The following is a 16,272-nucleotide window of genomic DNA, read 5'->3' as shown; positions in this document are numbered from 1 at the left end:
TGAGTCTTCAGCTAAGCCTTAAAACAATAGCCTTCAGCCGAGCGATTAAAATAGAAAATACCGCTGAGCCATTGGCAATACTTCAGCTTGCTCACACGTCAGCAGTTCGCCATCAGCGCGCACTTGATACGTCTGAGAATCGACTTCGATCTTCGGCATCCAATCGTTAAGCTTCATGTCCGCTTTGCTGATGTTTCGACAGTTGCTGACTACGCCAATCAAACTCTGCAAACCCAATTGTTTATCAATGTTCTGTGCTTTGGCTTCTTTGGAAACAAACAGCATTGATGTGTTCTGACACGCCTTGCCATAGCTACCAAACATAGAACGGTAGTGAACGGGCTGAGGGGTTGGAATTGAAGCGTTAGGATCACCCATTGGTGCCATGGCGATCATGCCGCCTTTTAAAATCACACTCGGTTTCACACCAAAGAAAGCGGGCTTCCACAGCACTAGGTCTGCGAGCTTTCCTGCTTCGATAGAGCCGATCTCATGGGCCATGCCGTGCGTGATCGCAGGATTAATGGTGTACTTAGCGACATAACGTCTTAGGCGGAAGTTATCGCTGTAGTCGGAATCTTCTTTTAGGCTACCACGCTGAACTTTCATCTTGTGTGCGGTTTGCCAAGTACGGGTTACCACCTCGCCTACGCGCCCCATCGCTTGTGAATCAGAAGCGATCATCGAGAACGCACCTAAATCATGAAGAATGTCTTCAGCGGCAATGGTTTCACGACGAATACGCGACTCGGCGAACGCCACATCTTCAGCAATCGACGGTGAAAGGTGATGACACACCATCAGCATATCTAAGTGCTCATCGACCGTATTGACGGTATAAGGTCGTGTCGGGTTAGTCGAAGAAGGCAGAACGTTTGGTTCACCTGCAGCCCGAATAATATCGGGAGCATGACCACCACCGGCACCTTCCGTGTGGTATGTATGAATCACGCGATCGCCAATTGCGCCAAGTGTCGATTCAACAAAACCCGACTCATTTAACGTATCGGTGTGAATCGCAACTTGTACGTCCATCTCATCGGCGACGCTCAAGCAAGTATCAATTGAAGCGGGAGTGGTTCCCCAGTCTTCATGCAACTTCAAACCCACTGCGCCCGCTGCCACTTGCTCACGCAATGCTTCCGGTTGGCTAGCATTGCCTTTCCCGAGTAAACCAAAGTTCATTGGGAACTGATCGAGCGATTCCAACATACGGTGCATGTTCCACGGACCCGGTGTACATGTGGTTGCGTTAGTACCGGTGTTTGGCCCCGTGCCACCGCCTATCATGGTTGTTACACCTGAAGCTAGCGCTTCTTCAATTTGTTGCGGACAAATAAAGTGGATGTGTGAATCAATGCCACCAGCAGTCAGAATTGAACCTTCACCCGCTAAAATTTCCGTGCCCGGGCCAATCACAATATCGACACCCGGTTGAACGTCTGGGTTGCCCGCTTTGCCTAAAGCTTGAACTCGGCCATCTTTGATTGCGATATCGGCTTTTACAATGCCCCAGTAGTCCAACACAATCGCATTGGTGATCACCAAATCCGGTGTCTCAGCACTTGGACGTTGACTTTGCCCTTGCCCATCGCGAATCACTTTACCGCCGCCGAACTTCACTTCGTCGCCGTATACGGTGTAATCCTTTTCAACTTCTAGCCATAAATCGGTGTCAGCAAGACGCACTCGGTCTCCGATTGTTGGCCCAAACATTTCGGCGTAAGCCTGTTTGGATATCTTCGCCATGATCAATCCTTTGTTGTTTTCATTATTTCCGTGAGAGCGCTTAGAGCTTACCCATCAGTTTCCCTTGGAAGCCGTAGATCTCTAACTTACCGGCGTAACGTACTAACTCGACACTGCGCGACTGACCCGGTTCAAAACGGGTAGCAGTGCCTGCGGGGATATTGAGTCGAAAACCTTTAGTGGCTTCTCGGTCAAAGATCAGCGAAGGGTTTGCTTCATAGAAGTGGTAATGAGAGCCAATTTGAACAGGACGATCGCCAATGTTTTGCACCTTAATGGACGTCGTGTCTCGGCCTTCATTTAAGGTGATGTCACCAGGAGCCGTTTCTACTTTTCCGGGAACGAAGCCTGAATATTGTTTGGTGGAACCAGCCATATTTCTTCTCCCTACACGATAGGTTCATGAACGGTCACCAACTTGGTGCCATCAGGAAAAGTCGCTTCGACTTGTACATCAGGGATCATCGAAGGGATCCCCTCCATAACGTCATCGACAGTAAGCAGTGTGCGCCCAAAATCCATCAATTCCGAAACGGTTTTACCCTCGCGGGCACCTTCAAGAATCGCACTGCTGATCAGCGCAATAGATTCTGGATAGTTGAGTTTTAAGCCTTTTTGTTTACGCTGCTGTGCCAGCATTCCTGCGCAGAAGATAAGTAGCTTATCTTTTTCTCTTGGTGTTAATTCCATTTAGCTGCCCGCTGTTAGTGTTGTTTTCTTAGTGCTCAAAAACGTATGAGCAGTAAGTGGGATTCAAACACAGCAAGCTTGAAAAAATGTACCTAGAGCCGGAAGTCACCCTAGGTACAAAAAGGGCTAATCGCTAAGTTGCCCAAATCCTTGGTAAGTCAAGAGTCGTACCACATAAATGAGAGCGAGTTGCTTGCCATATCTGACCAAAGGCTTGGAGGATGTCTTCACTCCAATAACCCAAGGCTCGCACCACAATCAATCCTTCTATCTGAGTCGCTCCCATTATTAATGTGGGTTCGCTCGATGTTTTTGATGTAACTGATTGCTGTGAAGCTTGCTGTGTAATAGATAAGAGCAAACTCTGTACCAACTCTAAATCTTGCTTCTCATTTGAAGTGATATAAAAAGTTCCCATCATTGAATAATCAAGTAACCCCATATTTATCATCAACTTATCACCGCCATGAAAATTAAAACCTTCCGTAAGAAGCCTTTGATTATCAAGATAGATTTCCGTTTTCCCTACAAGGTGACCACGCTCAAATCCCTCATTCTGTGCAGGTCGTCCAAAACAGTGCATCTCCCAACCCCAAAACTGTGCACCCTTTTCTAGGCGAATTTCAGTGTCTAGGCGAACGTGTGCATTAGGAAAAAAGATATTCTCTTGTGGCATCCACTCTAAACGTGCGCCTTTCTTCACTCGAAGGGTTTGCTTCTGCTTGGCGTACTTGTTGTTTGAGCGGTAAAACTTGGTCGCACCGGGTGTGGTGATCAACGTATGAGCACCGCTTTCGATGGTCGCTTCAATATTGAGAGTGTCACCACCTACTACTCCACCGGGGGGATGAAGTAAGTAGGTGTGACACGTTTCCCCATCAGGATACAGGGGGCGTTGCACCGCAAGCGGACCAGACTGCTGACGATTCTTTAATACGGTTTTATCACCACGGTCGACAAAGGTGAGGTTTAGGCTCGCCTGCCAACCGTCTCGGATATCTTGCTCGATGGTCTCATTCAGAGACAAAGCTTCGACTAAAGAAGCATTGCTGACTTCATTCGGAGAAAAGAGAGAATTCATACGGTTAGGTACTCCTTAATCAAGGACTCATCGAGCCCTGTCATTTCACCTTCAGCCACTTGACGGCCACGGTCGAGAATACAAAAACGGTCACCGACCTTTCTCGCAAATGGCAACTTCTGTTCCACAAGCAGCACCGTCAGTCCCATCTTCTCGTTGAGCATGCGAATAATGTCACCAATTTCTTGCACAATATTAGGCTGAATACCTTCTGTCGGTTCATCCAAGATCAATAGCTTGGGATTAACCACCAGCGCACGCCCAATCGCCAATTGTTGTTGTTGGCCACCCGATAAGTCACCACCACGGCGATGCAGCATCTCTTTCAAGACAGGGAAGATATCGAAGATGAATTCGGGGATCTTACGATCGCCCTTCTCACGAATCGGTAGGCCAACCTCTAGGTTTTCTTGAACGGTGAGCATCGGGAATATCTGACGACCTTGCGGTACATAACCGATTCCTTGGCGAGAACGATCTTCGGCATCGGTTTTCAGTAGTGACTCGCCCGATAAGGAGATGTCACCGCTTTCAACCTTCACCAACCCCATGATGCATTGAAGCAAGGTGGTTTTTCCGACGCCATTGCGCCCCATTAACACCGTACATTTACCCTCTGGGATCTGCATATCCAAATCCCATAAGGTGTGGCTCTCACCGTAATATTGATTAACTGATTTAACCTCTAGCATCCTATTCTCCGAGATAAACTTGTTTAACTTCAGGGTGAACCTGCACTTGGTCCATGGTGCCTTCTGCCAACACATGACCTTGATGAAGCACAGTGACATGGCTGGCAATCGAACGAACGAAATCCATATCGTGTTCAACCACGACCACCGAGTGTTTACCTGCCAGTGAGTTGAGCAGTTCAGAGGTGCGATCCATCTCTTGGTGAGTCATACCAGCAACAGGTTCATCCACCAGCAACAGCTTAGGGTTTTGCATCAGCAACATACCGATCTCTAACCACTGCTTTTGCCCATGTGACAGGTTGCCCGACAAATTCGCGGCTTCGTCTTTGAGGTGAATCAGCTCAAGCACTGAAGTGAGTTTGTCTTTCTGCTCGCCAGACATCACCGCAGTGAAAGTCGCCCACACTGAACGGTCACCGGCCATCGCCAACTCAAGGTTCTGCCACACGGTTAAACACTCAATCACGGTCGGTTTTTGGAATTTACGCCCAACACCTGCATTAGCAATTTCAGCTTCGTTCATCTTGCGTAGATTGATGTTCGAACCTAGCCACACTTCACCAGTATCTGGCTTAGTTTTCCCGGTGATGATGTCCATCATCGTGGTTTTACCAGCGCCATTCGGACCGATGATGCAGCGCAGTTCGCCCTCTTTGATGTAAAGGTTGAGGTCGTTTATCGCTTGGAAACCATCGAAGCTTTTGTTGACGCCTTCGACATACAACAGCACGTTATGGCGAGTATCAATGGCAGGATGAATATCGGGTTTGAGGTAATCAAACACTTCGTCTCGACGAGTGAACGCCTGAACCGATTCCTTTACGCTATTAAATGTGGTCATGCGATTACCTCCTTGGCCTTGTGCTGATCATCCTTATCTTTATCTTGGTTTTTCCCATTTGATACTTTGCGCAGCTGCTGCCATTTTTCACTGACAAAGCCAATCACACCTTGTGGGAAGTACATGGTTGAGAGTACGAATAGACCACCGAGAGCGAATAACCACACTTCTGGAAATTCAACGGTAAACCAGCTCTTGGCGTAGTTGATGATCAGCGCCCCAACGATGGCACCAAAAAGAGTGGCACGACCGCCCAAGGCAACCCAAACCACAATCTCAATCGAGTTAAGCGGCGCAAACTCTCCAGGGTTGATGATGCCGACTTGAGGCACATATAACGCACCAGCAATACCCGCGATAACCGCAGACAAAACGAAGACCCACAACTTGATGCCATCAACGTCGTAACCCATAAAGCGAGTTCGAGACTCGGTATCACGAATCGCTAATGCCACTCGTCCTAATCGACTGGTCACTACCATGCGACATGCTATGTAGCTTAGGATGAGCGAGATGCCCGTCGCGACAAACAGGCCAATCTTAACGGCATCACTCTGCAAGCTCAGGCCGATGATGTCTTTGAAATCCGTCAGTCCGTTGTTGCCACCAAAGCCCATCTCGTTTCGGAAGAACGCCAACATCAATGCGTAAGTTAACGCTTGAGTCATGATAGAAAGATAAACTCCAGACACTCGGGAACGGAAAGCAAGATGACCAAACAGGTAAGCCAACGCACCCGGCACTAACACGACCATTAAACAGGCGAACCAAAACTGATCGAAGCCCTGCCAAAACCATGGCAACACAGACCAATCAAGAAATACCATGAAGTCAGGCAAGATTGGATCACCATAAACCCCACGGTCACCAATCTGACGCATTAAGTACATGCCCATCGCATAACCGCCAAGCGCAAAGAAAGCGCCGTGGCCTAGGCTCAATATGCCGAGATAGCCCCATACAAGATCGAGCGCCAGCGCCAACATTGCGTAGCTCAGGTATTTGCCCATCAGTGAGACAGTGAAAGTCTCAACATGAAGTGGGTGCCCACTTGGTAACATGGTGTTAGCCAGTGGGATAAGAATCACGGCCGCAAGAATGGCAAGGATGGTCAGTTGGCCACCTTTGTCACCACGCATTGCCGAAAGTACAAATGATTTTGACTGCATGATGTTGTCCTTAACCTTCAGCCGCACGGCCACGTTGCGGGAACAATCCGCGTGGGCGTTTTTGAATAAATAGAATGATGAAAACCAGTACTAGAATCTTGGCAAGTACTGCGCCAGCCCAAGGCTCTAAGATCTTATTGAACAAACCAAGGCTCAGACCTGCGACTAATGTTCCCCACAAGTTGCCAACTCCGCCGAACACCACCACCATGAAAGAATCAATGATGTACGCTTGCCCCATATTCGGGCCAACGTTAGTCAATTGAGACAATGCCACACCCGCGACACCCGCTACACCTGAGCCTAAACCAAAGGTCATCGCATCAACTCGCTCAGAACGAATCCCCATCGCACGCGCCATGCCACGGTTTTGAGAAACGGCACGAACCTGTAAACCTAACGGTGTCTTTTTCAGAACCATCAACAAGCCCATAAACACCAAGCCACAGAAAAGGATGATATATAAGCGGTTGTAGGTCAGAGACAACATTGGGTTCAATTGAAGTGCGCCAGACATCCATTCAGGCGTGCTCACTGAGCGGTTAAGTGGAGAGAAAATAGAGCGAACGGCTTGCTGTAAGATCAAGCTGATACCGAAGGTCGCAAGTAAGGTTTCTAATGGGCGTCCGTAAAGATGACGAATCACACTCCGCTCAATCACAATACCCACTAAGCCAGAAACAATAAACGCTGCAGGAATAGAGAGAATGAGCGCTAAACCGATGTGATTCGGCATTAGCAGTTGCAATACATAGGTGGTGTAAGCACCAATCATGATCAGTTCACCATGGGCCATGTTAATCACGCCCATCACACCAAAGGTGATCGCTAAACCTATACCCGCCAGCACCAAGACTGAACCTAAGCTCAAACCGAAGAATACGGTTTCGACACCAGAATACAGCGCTTGGCTCTGTTGATAATCGTCCATTGCACGCTCAGCTGCAGCCAAGACCTTTGGATCTTGTTCGCTGTTGAGCAGTTGATTCAAGGTTTTGAGTACCACTGAATGTTTGAAGTCGCCAACTCGGTCAATCGAAGCCATACGATCGTCAACCGTGGCACTCTTATCAAGAGAGGTAAATATGGCTAACGACAAATCCATTAACTCAGCGACTTTCCCCTCTGATTCACTGGTTCTGAGTACAGCTAAACGATCGATAATGTCAGAATCTTTGGTACCGAGCAGATCCAAAACCGCTTTATAACGCACGTCTGATTTACTGCTATTCAGTCCAATCGAGGCGATCTCCCCACGCAAGATCCCGCGAAGCTTGTTGTTCACGCGAACTTTTTTGAACTGTCTCGCATTCTCGATATTGAGGCTTGAATCATCCCATGCCGACTGAGCTACCGTCGCTGTTTTGATGCTCTGAATCAGGTAGAGCTGTTTGTACTGTTCGTTCTGTTTATCATTAAAATAATAAAGATTACCGTTTAACCAGCCATCCAAAATAGGCTTCGATATATCTTCCGTTTGTGCCTCAATGACCCAATCGATAGCCAATTCTTTATCCGATGTTTTCTTACCAATTAGCGACTTGGTAAAGCTAGCTTCATCCGTTATTCCAGCAAAAGCCAACTGAGCACTGACTGCCATGAGCAACAGTGCTTTAAATACGTTCAATACGTTTTTCATCCCTGATTCCTTAATCCATCTGGCTCGATATTGTTATTTTTGCTCAATGGACATGTGGATAATTATTGTTACTTGAAACGATGAGCCTTCCGTTTGCTTCACCTCTTAAACAGAGGCGCTCTTCCCAAACAAGAAGGCTCAATATTCCTAAATCAACGCTCTAGTTACCGCCAGAACACTTCTTGGTTTCGACGTTAAACGCACCACATGAGAATGGCTTAGACCAACTAGAGAACAGCTTCGCTGATTCAGGTAAGTAGCTCGACCAAGCATCACCCGCCACTAGGCCTGTGGTTTCCCAAACGATATCGAACTGACCATCATCTTGGATTTCACCGATCAGGACAGGTTTAGTGATGTGGTGGTTTGGCAGCATGGTTGAGTAGCCGCCAGAAAGGTTAGGAACAGACACACCAATTAAGGCATCTTGTACAGATTCAGGATCGGTTGTGCCCGCGTTGGTTACCGCTTGCGTCCACATGTTGAAGCCAACATAGTGCGCTTCCATTGGATCGTTGGTGACACGCTTTTCACTCTTGATGAATGACTGCCACGTTTCAACGAACTCTTCATTGGCTTCGGTATCAACACTCATGAAGTAGTTCCACGCCGCTAGGTGACCAACCAGTGGTTCAGTGTCCATACCTGACAGTTCTTCTTCACCAACAGAGAATGCAATCACAGGGATGTCTTCAGATGAAATGCCTTGAGCGCCAAGCTCTTTATAGAAAGGGACGTTCGCATCGCCATTCACAGTAGAAACCACCGCGGTTTTCTTGCCCGCTTCACCGAATTTTTTGATGTCTGAAACAATAGATTGCCAATCAGAGTGACCAAATGGCGTGTAGTTGATCATAATGTCTTCTTCGGCGACACCTTTATCTTTTAGGTAAGCCTCAAGGATCTTGTTGGTGGTACGTGGGTAAACGTAATCGGTGCCTGCTAGTACCCAACGTTCAACTTCAAGCTCTTCCATCAAGTAATCCACGGCAGGAATCGCCTGTTGGTTTGGCGCAGCGCCAGTGTAAAAAACATTTTTCGAAGACTCTTCGCCTTCATATTGAACTGGGTAGAAGAGGATGCTGTTGAGTTCTTCAAATACCGGCAGCATCGATTTACGCGATACCGATGTCCAACCACCGAAAACCACATCGACCTTCTCTTTTTCGATCAGCTCACGCGCTTTTTCAGCAAATAGCGGCCAGTTTGACGCGGGGTCAACGACTACAGGCTCTAGCTTCTTGCCAAGTAAACCGCCCTTTTTATTCTGCTCTTCAATAAGCATTAGCACGGTATCTTTTAGCGTGGTCTCACTGATCGCCATAGTGCCAGAGAGTGAGTGTAGAACACCGACCTTGATGGTCTCGTCAGCCGCAAGTACTGATGCAGAAGAAAATGAAAGTGTTGTACACAGTGCAGCTAGCGATAAATTGAACACCTTGTTCATGATTGTTACTCCATAATTGTATTTTTGTTATTCAATTACAGAGTTACAAGAAGAGTGCCAAACTTAAAAATTAACCATCAAATTTATAAGTCATTGTATTAATGGAACTAAAAATCCATTCACACCAATAGCGTGCATAGCAATCATGTAACTATGTTTCATACTGGTGCAGCGACGATAAGAATGAACCAAGATGAAACATAACCGTACAATGGATACAAAAAAGGCCAAATACATAAGTATTAGGCCTCAATTAAATATTATGGATTACGATACTTAACCTTCTCGCTTTCAAGCTAATCCGCAGCTTGAAACTCGAACTTTACTCTCGACTTCGATTTAAGCTCGTTGCAATCGCCATTACAGAAATAGCTCGCAGCCCCACAAGCTTGAAGCTTCTCAAGTTGGCTGCTGCACTCTGGGCAAAGCCCCACTTTAGTAAAGTGAGCCTGACAACTTTCACAGTGGTACTTGCCATCCCAAGCTAGCTCTGACTGGCATTTAGGGCAGATATTTTCACTCATTAGCATTTCCTAATTCACTACTATTTTTATAATCTACTACCGATGAAACTTATGTAGCTTTCGAAACAAGCTCTTTAACTCTCGATAAGCTTCTAAGACAGATTGTTGCGTCATTCGTTAGTGCTTTCAATTATATATTTTGGCGCAGATCGTTGTTGTGCAAGATCGTATTAGTTGCTATCAGCAGACTAAATGAGTACGACACAAAACCGAAGATCATAGGTTGATCTTTTGCTTTATCTGTTTTGATCAGCGATCTACCCTAAAAAGAATATTTATATCACCACACACCGAAAGCATAAGTTACATGTGCTGCATTTCAATTTTATATAGTCATTTATATTAAAACAAACACAATAAAACAAAACAAACAGCATAAGTGATTTCGATCTGTAATCTGAATCATCGAATTACATGCGTCAGCATTTCAATGTGCTGTTCATCCAGTTGCGTTAACTTAACGGATAACCTCTTGAGTTCTGACGTGCTCTCAATATGAGTTCCGCCACACGGAATAGAGACAAGTGTCTCTGCATCAAGTTGCCATTCCCAGTAACGAGAATCTGTTAATGCCTCGCCTTCCAATCTCATTGCTACTGGAGTTGACTCAGCAAGCCAGCCAGAAATCATCTGATTGATATCAGCTTCAATACTCTCAAGGTTTGCTAGCATGTCTGCAACGTTCAAGCCGCGTTTCTTCAGAGTTTTACCCAAGCGATACTTGTCGGTACACAACTCTTGAGTCACAAAGCTCGTCACTTGCGCGTAACTATTAAAGTCATAGCTGCCGAGCGGATCTTTTCTGTCGGCATCTTTGCGCCAGTAACTCTCTGCTAATACTTTATTCAACGCTAAGGAAGCAATGTGACCGGCGCTGTGACCTCGGCTAAGGCTGGCTTGGTACTCTTTATCAACCGACAACACGATTTCGTCGTGAATATTAATCATAGAAGCTGATGCCGATAACTGATGAACAACCACAAATGCCCAGCCTTCCGTATCACGCTTAACAGGAATATCTGCTGCGATAAAAAGTTTTCCAGTAGATTGTTCTATTGCTCCCACAAGGCAATCTTCAACTGGATATTGCACGTCGCCAACAGTGACAAAGCCTTGGTCTGCCGGGTGATCGGGCCAAATATGACTCACAGGGTGAAAAGGAGTCACATCAGTGATCAGATAAGTTTTATTCTCATCACTTTCAATATGCAACACCTTAGCGTTGAGTTGCCAAATCTGGTGGCAAAATTGAGTGATGGTTGGTGTGATTACTTCAGCTTGTGTGATCAAGTTGCTAGTGGTCATATCGTTCTTCTTCTGGAATCTAGTCTGGTTCGTTAATCCATAGCGATAAAGAGGTACTTATACCAATCACAGTAAGTAAGTGATCAAAAATAGCGCAGGAAAAAACCTTGAGAACAAGGCGGATTTTTCGATAAGTAGTTATTCTACAATCAAAAAATCTAACGACGTTATCGAGATTTTTAACAAGCTAGGGTGAACAGTTATTTACTACGATTGGTATTATTATGGATTAACGTAAATTTTGCTTAAAAAAATACCCGAGACAGGCTCGGGTATCAAATCTATTGGAAAGAGCTACTTACGGCCTTTCATCATGCTCATCATACGCTTACGTTTACGTTCTTGAGAGATTGTTAGCTTGTTAGTCTTAGCTTCAAATGGGTTCTCGCTGTTCTGGAATTGAATGCGAATTGGTGTACCCATAATCTCTAGTGAACGACGGTAGTAGTTCATCAGGAATCGCTTGTATGAATCTGGCAAGTTACGTACTTGGTTACCGTGGATAACGATAATCGGTGGGTTATAGCCACCAGCGTGCGCGTATTTTAGTTTAACACGACGGCCACGAACCATAGGCGGTTGGTGATCATCAGTTGCCATCTTCATGATACGAGTTAGAACAGAAGTACCAACACGAGTCGTCGCTGACTTGTAAGCTTCTTGAACAGACTCAAACAAGTGACCCACACCTGTACCGTGAAGTGCAGAGATAAAGTGAATACGTGCAAAATCGACGAAACCTAAACGACGGTCTAGCTCTTTCTTAACGCGATCTTTAACGTCGCTATCTAGGCCATCCCATTTGTTTACTGCAATCACGATTGAACGACCCGCGTTCAACGCAAAGCCTAACAAGCTTAGATCTTGATCAGAGATGTTTTCACGGGCATCAATAAGCAGCAATACAACGTTAGCATCTTCAATCGCTTTCAATGTTTTTACTACAGAGAACTTTTCTACGGTTTCATTGATGTTTTTACGACGACGAACACCCGCAGTATCAATTAGAACGTATTCACGCTCATCACGCTGCATTGGGATATAAATAGAATCGCGAGTTGTACCTGGCATATCGTAAACAACCACACGCTCTTCACCAAGAATACGGTTAGTGAGTGTTGATTTGCCTACGTTAGGACGACCAATGATCGCTAACTTAATCGGTTGATCTTGAAGACGCTGGAATTCTTCTTCAGCCTCTTCTTCAGTGAAATCAACTTGCTCTTCTTCTTCGTCTTCAAACTCAGTTAAATCGCTAACTTCGCCATTCTCAGCTTTTAAAGCTTCGGCGAACGGATTAAGAGCCAGATCAATCAGCGCTGTTACACCACGACCGTGTGCCGCGGCGATTTGATACATGTCTTCTACACCTAGCTGCCAGAAGTCAGCACTTGCAGCATCAGGGTCAATACCATCAACCTTGTTAACTACTAGCATTGAAGGCTTCTCTAGCTGACGAAGGTGCTTAGCAATTGCCACATCTGAAGGTGTTAGGCCCGCACGGCCATCTACCATAAATAGGACAACATCAGCCTCGTCAATCGCTGCTAGCGACTGTTCAGCCATTTTAGTTTCAACACCATCTTCAGTACCATCGATACCACCAGTGTCGATAACAATAAACTCATGCTCACTAAAATGAGCATGGCCATATTTACGGTCACGCGTTAAGCCAGGAAAATCCGCAACCAATGCATCACGAGTTCGAGTCAATCGGTTAAATAACGTAGATTTACCTACGTTCGGACGCCCTACTAGAGCAACAACAGGTACCATAACAACCTCTACAATTTCTTCTCTAAATGTAGTTATAGGTAAACTCTTGTTCGCAAGTTTAAACTCTTACCTATAACCACATGGTTTATTAATTTATAACAACAAAACGGCTCCTAGCTGTTACCAACCAGGAGCCGATTGTGAATTATATCACGCTTTTATTTGCTAATCGTTAGTTTCTTTACATCGCCATTGCGAGTCGTCACTAAGTAGCCTTCAGGCATTTCAATGGGTGCAACCGCAAAGCCGCTATCATCGACTAGCTGTTGAGCAACAAACTCACCAGATGAACGATCTAACCAGTGTAGATAACCTTCCGTATCACCGACAACTACATAACCGTTAATAATAGCAGGGGCCGTTAGTAGACGGTTTTCTAACAATGGAGTGCTCCAAAGTTCAGTACCACTACGAGCATCAACCGCAACCACATGATCTTTGTCTGTGACCACAAACAAACGACTGCCATCACTCGCTAAATCTATCGCTGACGAGTAGTTACGCTTCCAAACTGGCTTGCCAGAGCGAAGATCGATAGCGATTAACTGACCATTGATACCCACAGTATACAGGGTGCCACCAAGAACAACCGGAGATGCATCAACATCGACTAAGCGATCGATTTCCGTTGCGCCTTTTGGCGTGCCGACTGGCTGTTGCCAAATAAGCTGGCCACGGTCCACGATAGCAGCTGCTAGACGACCATTTGCTGTACCCCAGAATACACCACCAGAAACCGCAACTGGTGTACTATCACCACGTAGTGTTAGGCTTGGTACTTCAGTACTGATGGCCCACTTTTGCTCACCGTTGTCTTGATCTAACGCGATCAACATGCCACGGCTGGTATGAACAATAACCATGTTGCTATCAGTTACTGGGGATGCAAGCACCTCACCATTCACTGATACACGCCACAGCTGTTCACCAGTTGATTCTTCCAGTGCGATCACTTCGCCATTTTCAGAGCCTAAGAACACTTTGCCGTAAGCTGCTGTTAGGCCACCAGATAAGCGTGCGATCACTTCTTTTTCAAGATCGTTTTCCCACAACTTTTTACCCGTTTCAGGGTCTAGCGCTTTAACAATACCGTCACGGCTCGCGACAAACACTTTGTCGTAAGCAAGCTCTGGCGTTAATTTGGAAAAGTAGTGACCAACACCATCACCAACCGACGTAGACCACTCCTGTTTGGGAGTGAACTCACTGTTTACTGTTGGTACTGGCGCCATGATTACGGTGTCTTCTTCACCTGCACAGCCAGCTATTAGGCCAAGAGCAATCGCACATAACGCCGCTTTTGGAAACATCTTCTTCATTCAAAGCGCCTTATTTAGCTAGGTCGTCAAGTTTGATTTGAAGCGTTTGGCTCGCATCAACAGCTTGCTGTGCTTCTGTATAGGCACTGTATGCTGCGTCAGTGTCGCCTTTACGAAGTGAGATATCACCACGCAGTTCCGCAACACGGCCTTTCCAAGATTCATCAGTCATTGCAGCAAGGTCAGTCAATGCTGCGTCAAATTCACCTTGCTCAGCTTTAATACGTGCAACACGGTAAGTAAGCAGAGGCTCAAGTGCCGCATCTTTCGTTGCCGATTTTGCCCATTCAAGTTGTTCAAGTGCCGCCGTTAGCTCACCCGCTTGTACTTGTGCTTTTGCAAGTTGCATTGCAGCAAGTACTGAGTACTCAGCGTCTTTGTTTGCATCGATGAAAGCTTGAATATCAGATTGAGCCGCAACGCCTTTAGCATCAAGCGCTGAAATTACAGAAGTGTAGCTTTCCGAAGCAGCTTCACGCGCTTCGACGACTGAATCTTGATAATAGCGCCAACCAAATAGACCACCTAAACCAATAACTGCACCAAAGATTACGGCTTTACCGTTCTCTTTCCACCAATCTTTAATGGCTTCAACTTGTTGCTCTTCGCTATCGTAAAGTTCCACTTCCTGTCCTCTTTAATTCTTTAAACGCCAGCATAGTGCTGACGTTAGTATTCATTATGAGCGTTTGCTCAATGGTTTAGATTAGCGCAGCCACTTTCTCTGCAACTTCCGTTTGAGACACGGTTTCTTGCACGCCGCCAACCAAATCTTTTAGCACGACAGTATTGTCAGCAACTTCGTTCTCACCAAGCACGAGTGCCACAACAGCACCTACTTTATCAGCACGCTTGAATTGCTTCTTGAAGTTACCGCCACCGAAGTGGTTCATCACTCGTACACCTTCTAGGTTGTCGCGTAATTGATTCGCTAACTTCATGCCCGCGATCATTGTACCTTCACCAGCAGCAACCATATATACGTCAACGCTACGGCGAACTTCTGTTAGTTCTAGCGTTTCCATCATCAGAACCAGACGCTCTAGACCCATTGCAAAACCAACCGCATTAGTTGCTTTGCCGCCTAGTTGCTCAACAAGACCATCGTAACGGCCACCGCCACACACTGTACCTTGTGCACCAAGGCTGTCGGTGATCCACTCAAATACGGTACGGTTGTAGTAATCTAAACCACGTACTAGACGTTCATTAACTTGGTATTCGATACCAACAGCGTCAAGAAGTTCACACAAACCAGCAAAATGTTGCTTCGATTCTTCACCTAAATATTCAGATAGTCGAGGTGCGTCACCTAAGATAGCTTGAACATCAGGGTTTTTAGTATCAAGTACACGTAAAGGGTTGGTGTGCATACGACGTTTACAGTCTTCATCTAGCACATCAATGTGTTGCTCTAGGAAGGCCACTAACGCAGTGCGGTAGCTTACACGATCTTCTTGAGAACCAATTGAGTTCAGCTCTAGTCGAACATGCTTATCGATGCCTAGTTCACGCCATAGACGCGCTGTCATCATAATCAGTTCTGCGTCTACATCTGGACCGTCTAGCCCAAACACCTCAACACCACATTGGTGGAATTGACGGTAACGGCCTTTTTGAGGGCGCTCGTGACGAAACATAGGCCCCATGTACCATAGGCGCTGTTCATCACGATTGATAAGGCTGTTTTGAATACATGAACGTACACAACCAGCAGTGCCTTCTGGACGCAGCGTTAGGCTATCGCCATTACGGTCATCAAAGGTGTACATTTCTTTAGAAACAACATCAGTTTCTTCACCAACCGCACGGCTAAATAGGGTCGTTTCTTCCACGATAGGCATACGTACTTCGTTGTAACCGTATGCGCTCACCACGTTTTTAACTGCGTTTTCTACTTTCTGCCACAGTGGTGATTGAGTTGGAAGGCAGTCGTTCATGCCTCGAATTGCTTGAATATTTTTAGCCACAGTATTTATTCCGTAATTTCTCACGACCAGATGTTAGTGCGAATAGACAATCACACCCCATCGTGTT

At 46.1% G+C, this 16,272-nt stretch carries 15 protein-coding genes; all 15 read right to left on the bottom strand.

Annotation, left to right across the window (positions count from 1 at the left end; translation table 11 throughout):
• Positions 1–45 precede the first annotated feature (45 nt).
• Complete coding sequence (ureC, locus tag OCT63_RS01760) at positions 46–1,749, bottom strand: urease subunit alpha (RefSeq protein WP_269983074.1); 1,704 nt, start codon at positions 1,747–1,749, stop codon at positions 46–48.
• Between the two features lie 40 nt (positions 1,750–1,789).
• Entirely contained in the window at positions 1,790–2,125 is a 336-nt protein-coding gene (locus OCT63_RS01755; RefSeq protein WP_269983073.1) for an urease subunit beta, read from the bottom strand.
• A gap of 11 nt (positions 2,126–2,136) precedes the next feature.
• The gene (ureA, locus tag OCT63_RS01750) at positions 2,137–2,439 is read right to left on the bottom strand and encodes an urease subunit gamma (protein ID WP_004735119.1); all 303 of its coding nucleotides are present in this window, start codon (positions 2,437–2,439) and stop codon (positions 2,137–2,139) included.
• Between the two features lie 133 nt (positions 2,440–2,572).
• Positions 2,573–3,520 carry an urease accessory protein UreD gene (locus tag OCT63_RS01745; protein WP_269983072.1) on the bottom strand — a complete coding sequence of 316 codons (948 nt, stop codon included), beginning with the start codon at positions 3,518–3,520 and terminating at the stop codon, positions 2,573–2,575.
• Positions 3,517–4,212, bottom strand: a complete 696-nt coding sequence (urtE, locus tag OCT63_RS01740; RefSeq protein ID WP_017629849.1) for an urea ABC transporter ATP-binding subunit UrtE — start codon at positions 4,210–4,212, stop codon at positions 3,517–3,519. Before urtE ends, OCT63_RS01745 begins: the two co-directional genes overlap by 4 nt.
• A 1-nt stretch (position 4,213) precedes the next feature.
• On the bottom strand, positions 4,214–5,056 hold the full coding sequence (urtD, locus tag OCT63_RS01735) for an urea ABC transporter ATP-binding protein UrtD (protein WP_269983071.1): 843 nt from the start codon (positions 5,054–5,056) through the stop codon (positions 4,214–4,216).
• On the bottom strand, positions 5,053–6,225 hold the full coding sequence (gene urtC / locus OCT63_RS01730; protein ID WP_269983070.1) for an urea ABC transporter permease subunit UrtC: 1,173 nt from the start codon (positions 6,223–6,225) through the stop codon (positions 5,053–5,055). Before urtC ends, urtD begins: the two co-directional genes overlap by 4 nt.
• Positions 6,226–6,235: 10 nt before the next feature.
• Positions 6,236–7,864 carry an urea ABC transporter permease subunit UrtB gene (gene urtB, locus OCT63_RS01725; protein WP_269983069.1) on the bottom strand — a complete coding sequence of 543 codons (1,629 nt, stop codon included), beginning with the start codon at positions 7,862–7,864 and terminating at the stop codon, positions 6,236–6,238.
• A 160-nt stretch (positions 7,865–8,024) separates the two neighbouring features.
• Complete coding sequence (gene urtA, locus OCT63_RS01720) at positions 8,025–9,311, bottom strand: urea ABC transporter substrate-binding protein (RefSeq protein ID WP_060468404.1); 1,287 nt, start codon at positions 9,309–9,311, stop codon at positions 8,025–8,027.
• A 296-nt stretch (positions 9,312–9,607) separates the two neighbouring features.
• Positions 9,608–9,835 carry a zinc ribbon domain-containing protein gene (locus OCT63_RS01715; RefSeq protein ID WP_269983068.1) on the bottom strand — a complete coding sequence of 76 codons (228 nt, stop codon included), beginning with the start codon at positions 9,833–9,835 and terminating at the stop codon, positions 9,608–9,610.
• A 402-nt stretch (positions 9,836–10,237) separates the two neighbouring features.
• Positions 10,238–11,140, bottom strand: coding sequence for an alanyl-tRNA editing protein (locus OCT63_RS01710; protein ID WP_269983067.1), 903 nt, complete (start codon positions 11,138–11,140; stop codon positions 10,238–10,240).
• Between the two features lie 294 nt (positions 11,141–11,434).
• Complete coding sequence (gene der / locus OCT63_RS01705) at positions 11,435–12,916, bottom strand: ribosome biogenesis GTPase Der (RefSeq protein ID WP_161673926.1); 1,482 nt, start codon at positions 12,914–12,916, stop codon at positions 11,435–11,437.
• Positions 12,917–13,074: 158 nt separating this feature from the next.
• Positions 13,075–14,235, bottom strand: a complete 1,161-nt coding sequence (gene bamB / locus OCT63_RS01700) for an outer membrane protein assembly factor BamB (protein WP_269983066.1) — start codon at positions 14,233–14,235, stop codon at positions 13,075–13,077.
• A 10-nt stretch (positions 14,236–14,245) separates the two neighbouring features.
• Positions 14,246–14,860, bottom strand: coding sequence for a YfgM family protein (locus OCT63_RS01695; protein ID WP_161673928.1), 615 nt, complete (start codon positions 14,858–14,860; stop codon positions 14,246–14,248).
• 76 nt (positions 14,861–14,936) lie between these two features.
• Complete coding sequence (gene hisS, locus OCT63_RS01690) at positions 14,937–16,205, bottom strand: histidine--tRNA ligase (protein ID WP_161673930.1); 1,269 nt, start codon at positions 16,203–16,205, stop codon at positions 14,937–14,939.
• Between the last annotated feature and the right edge of the window lie 67 nt (positions 16,206–16,272).

The organism is Vibrio sp. RW, assembly GCF_027587105.1.
GTDB classification, from domain to species: Bacteria; Pseudomonadota; Gammaproteobacteria; order Enterobacterales; family Vibrionaceae; genus Vibrio; species Vibrio toranzoniae.
This window is presented reverse-complemented; position numbering and strand designations above follow the sequence as displayed.

Coding starts and splice junctions, on each gene's coding strand:
- OCT63_RS01715 (WP_269983068.1), bottom strand. CDS start 9,835: ATGAGTGAAAATATCTGCCCTAAATGCCAGTCAGAGCTAGCTTGGGAT.
- urtD (WP_269983071.1), bottom strand. CDS start 5,056: ATGACCACATTTAATAGCGTAAAGGAATCGGTTCAGGCGTTCACTCGT.
- OCT63_RS01745 (WP_269983072.1), bottom strand. CDS start 3,520: ATGAATTCTCTCTTTTCTCCGAATGAAGTCAGCAATGCTTCTTTAGTC.
- bamB (WP_269983066.1), bottom strand. CDS start 14,235: ATGAAGAAGATGTTTCCAAAAGCGGCGTTATGTGCGATTGCTCTTGGC.
- OCT63_RS01755 (WP_269983073.1), bottom strand. CDS start 2,125: ATGGCTGGTTCCACCAAACAATATTCAGGCTTCGTTCCCGGAAAAGTA.
- urtC (WP_269983070.1), bottom strand. CDS start 6,225: ATGCAGTCAAAATCATTTGTACTTTCGGCAATGCGTGGTGACAAAGGT.
- ureA (WP_004735119.1), bottom strand. CDS start 2,439: ATGGAATTAACACCAAGAGAAAAAGATAAGCTACTTATCTTCTGCGCA.
- ureC (WP_269983074.1), bottom strand. CDS start 1,749: ATGGCGAAGATATCCAAACAGGCTTACGCCGAAATGTTTGGGCCAACA.
- urtA (WP_060468404.1), bottom strand. CDS start 9,311: ATGAACAAGGTGTTCAATTTATCGCTAGCTGCACTGTGTACAACACTT.
- OCT63_RS01710 (WP_269983067.1), bottom strand. CDS start 11,140: ATGACCACTAGCAACTTGATCACACAAGCTGAAGTAATCACACCAACC.
- urtB (WP_269983069.1), bottom strand. CDS start 7,864: ATGAAAAACGTATTGAACGTATTTAAAGCACTGTTGCTCATGGCAGTC.
- der (WP_161673926.1), bottom strand. CDS start 12,916: ATGGTACCTGTTGTTGCTCTAGTAGGGCGTCCGAACGTAGGTAAATCT.
- urtE (WP_017629849.1), bottom strand. CDS start 4,212: ATGCTAGAGGTTAAATCAGTTAATCAATATTACGGTGAGAGCCACACC.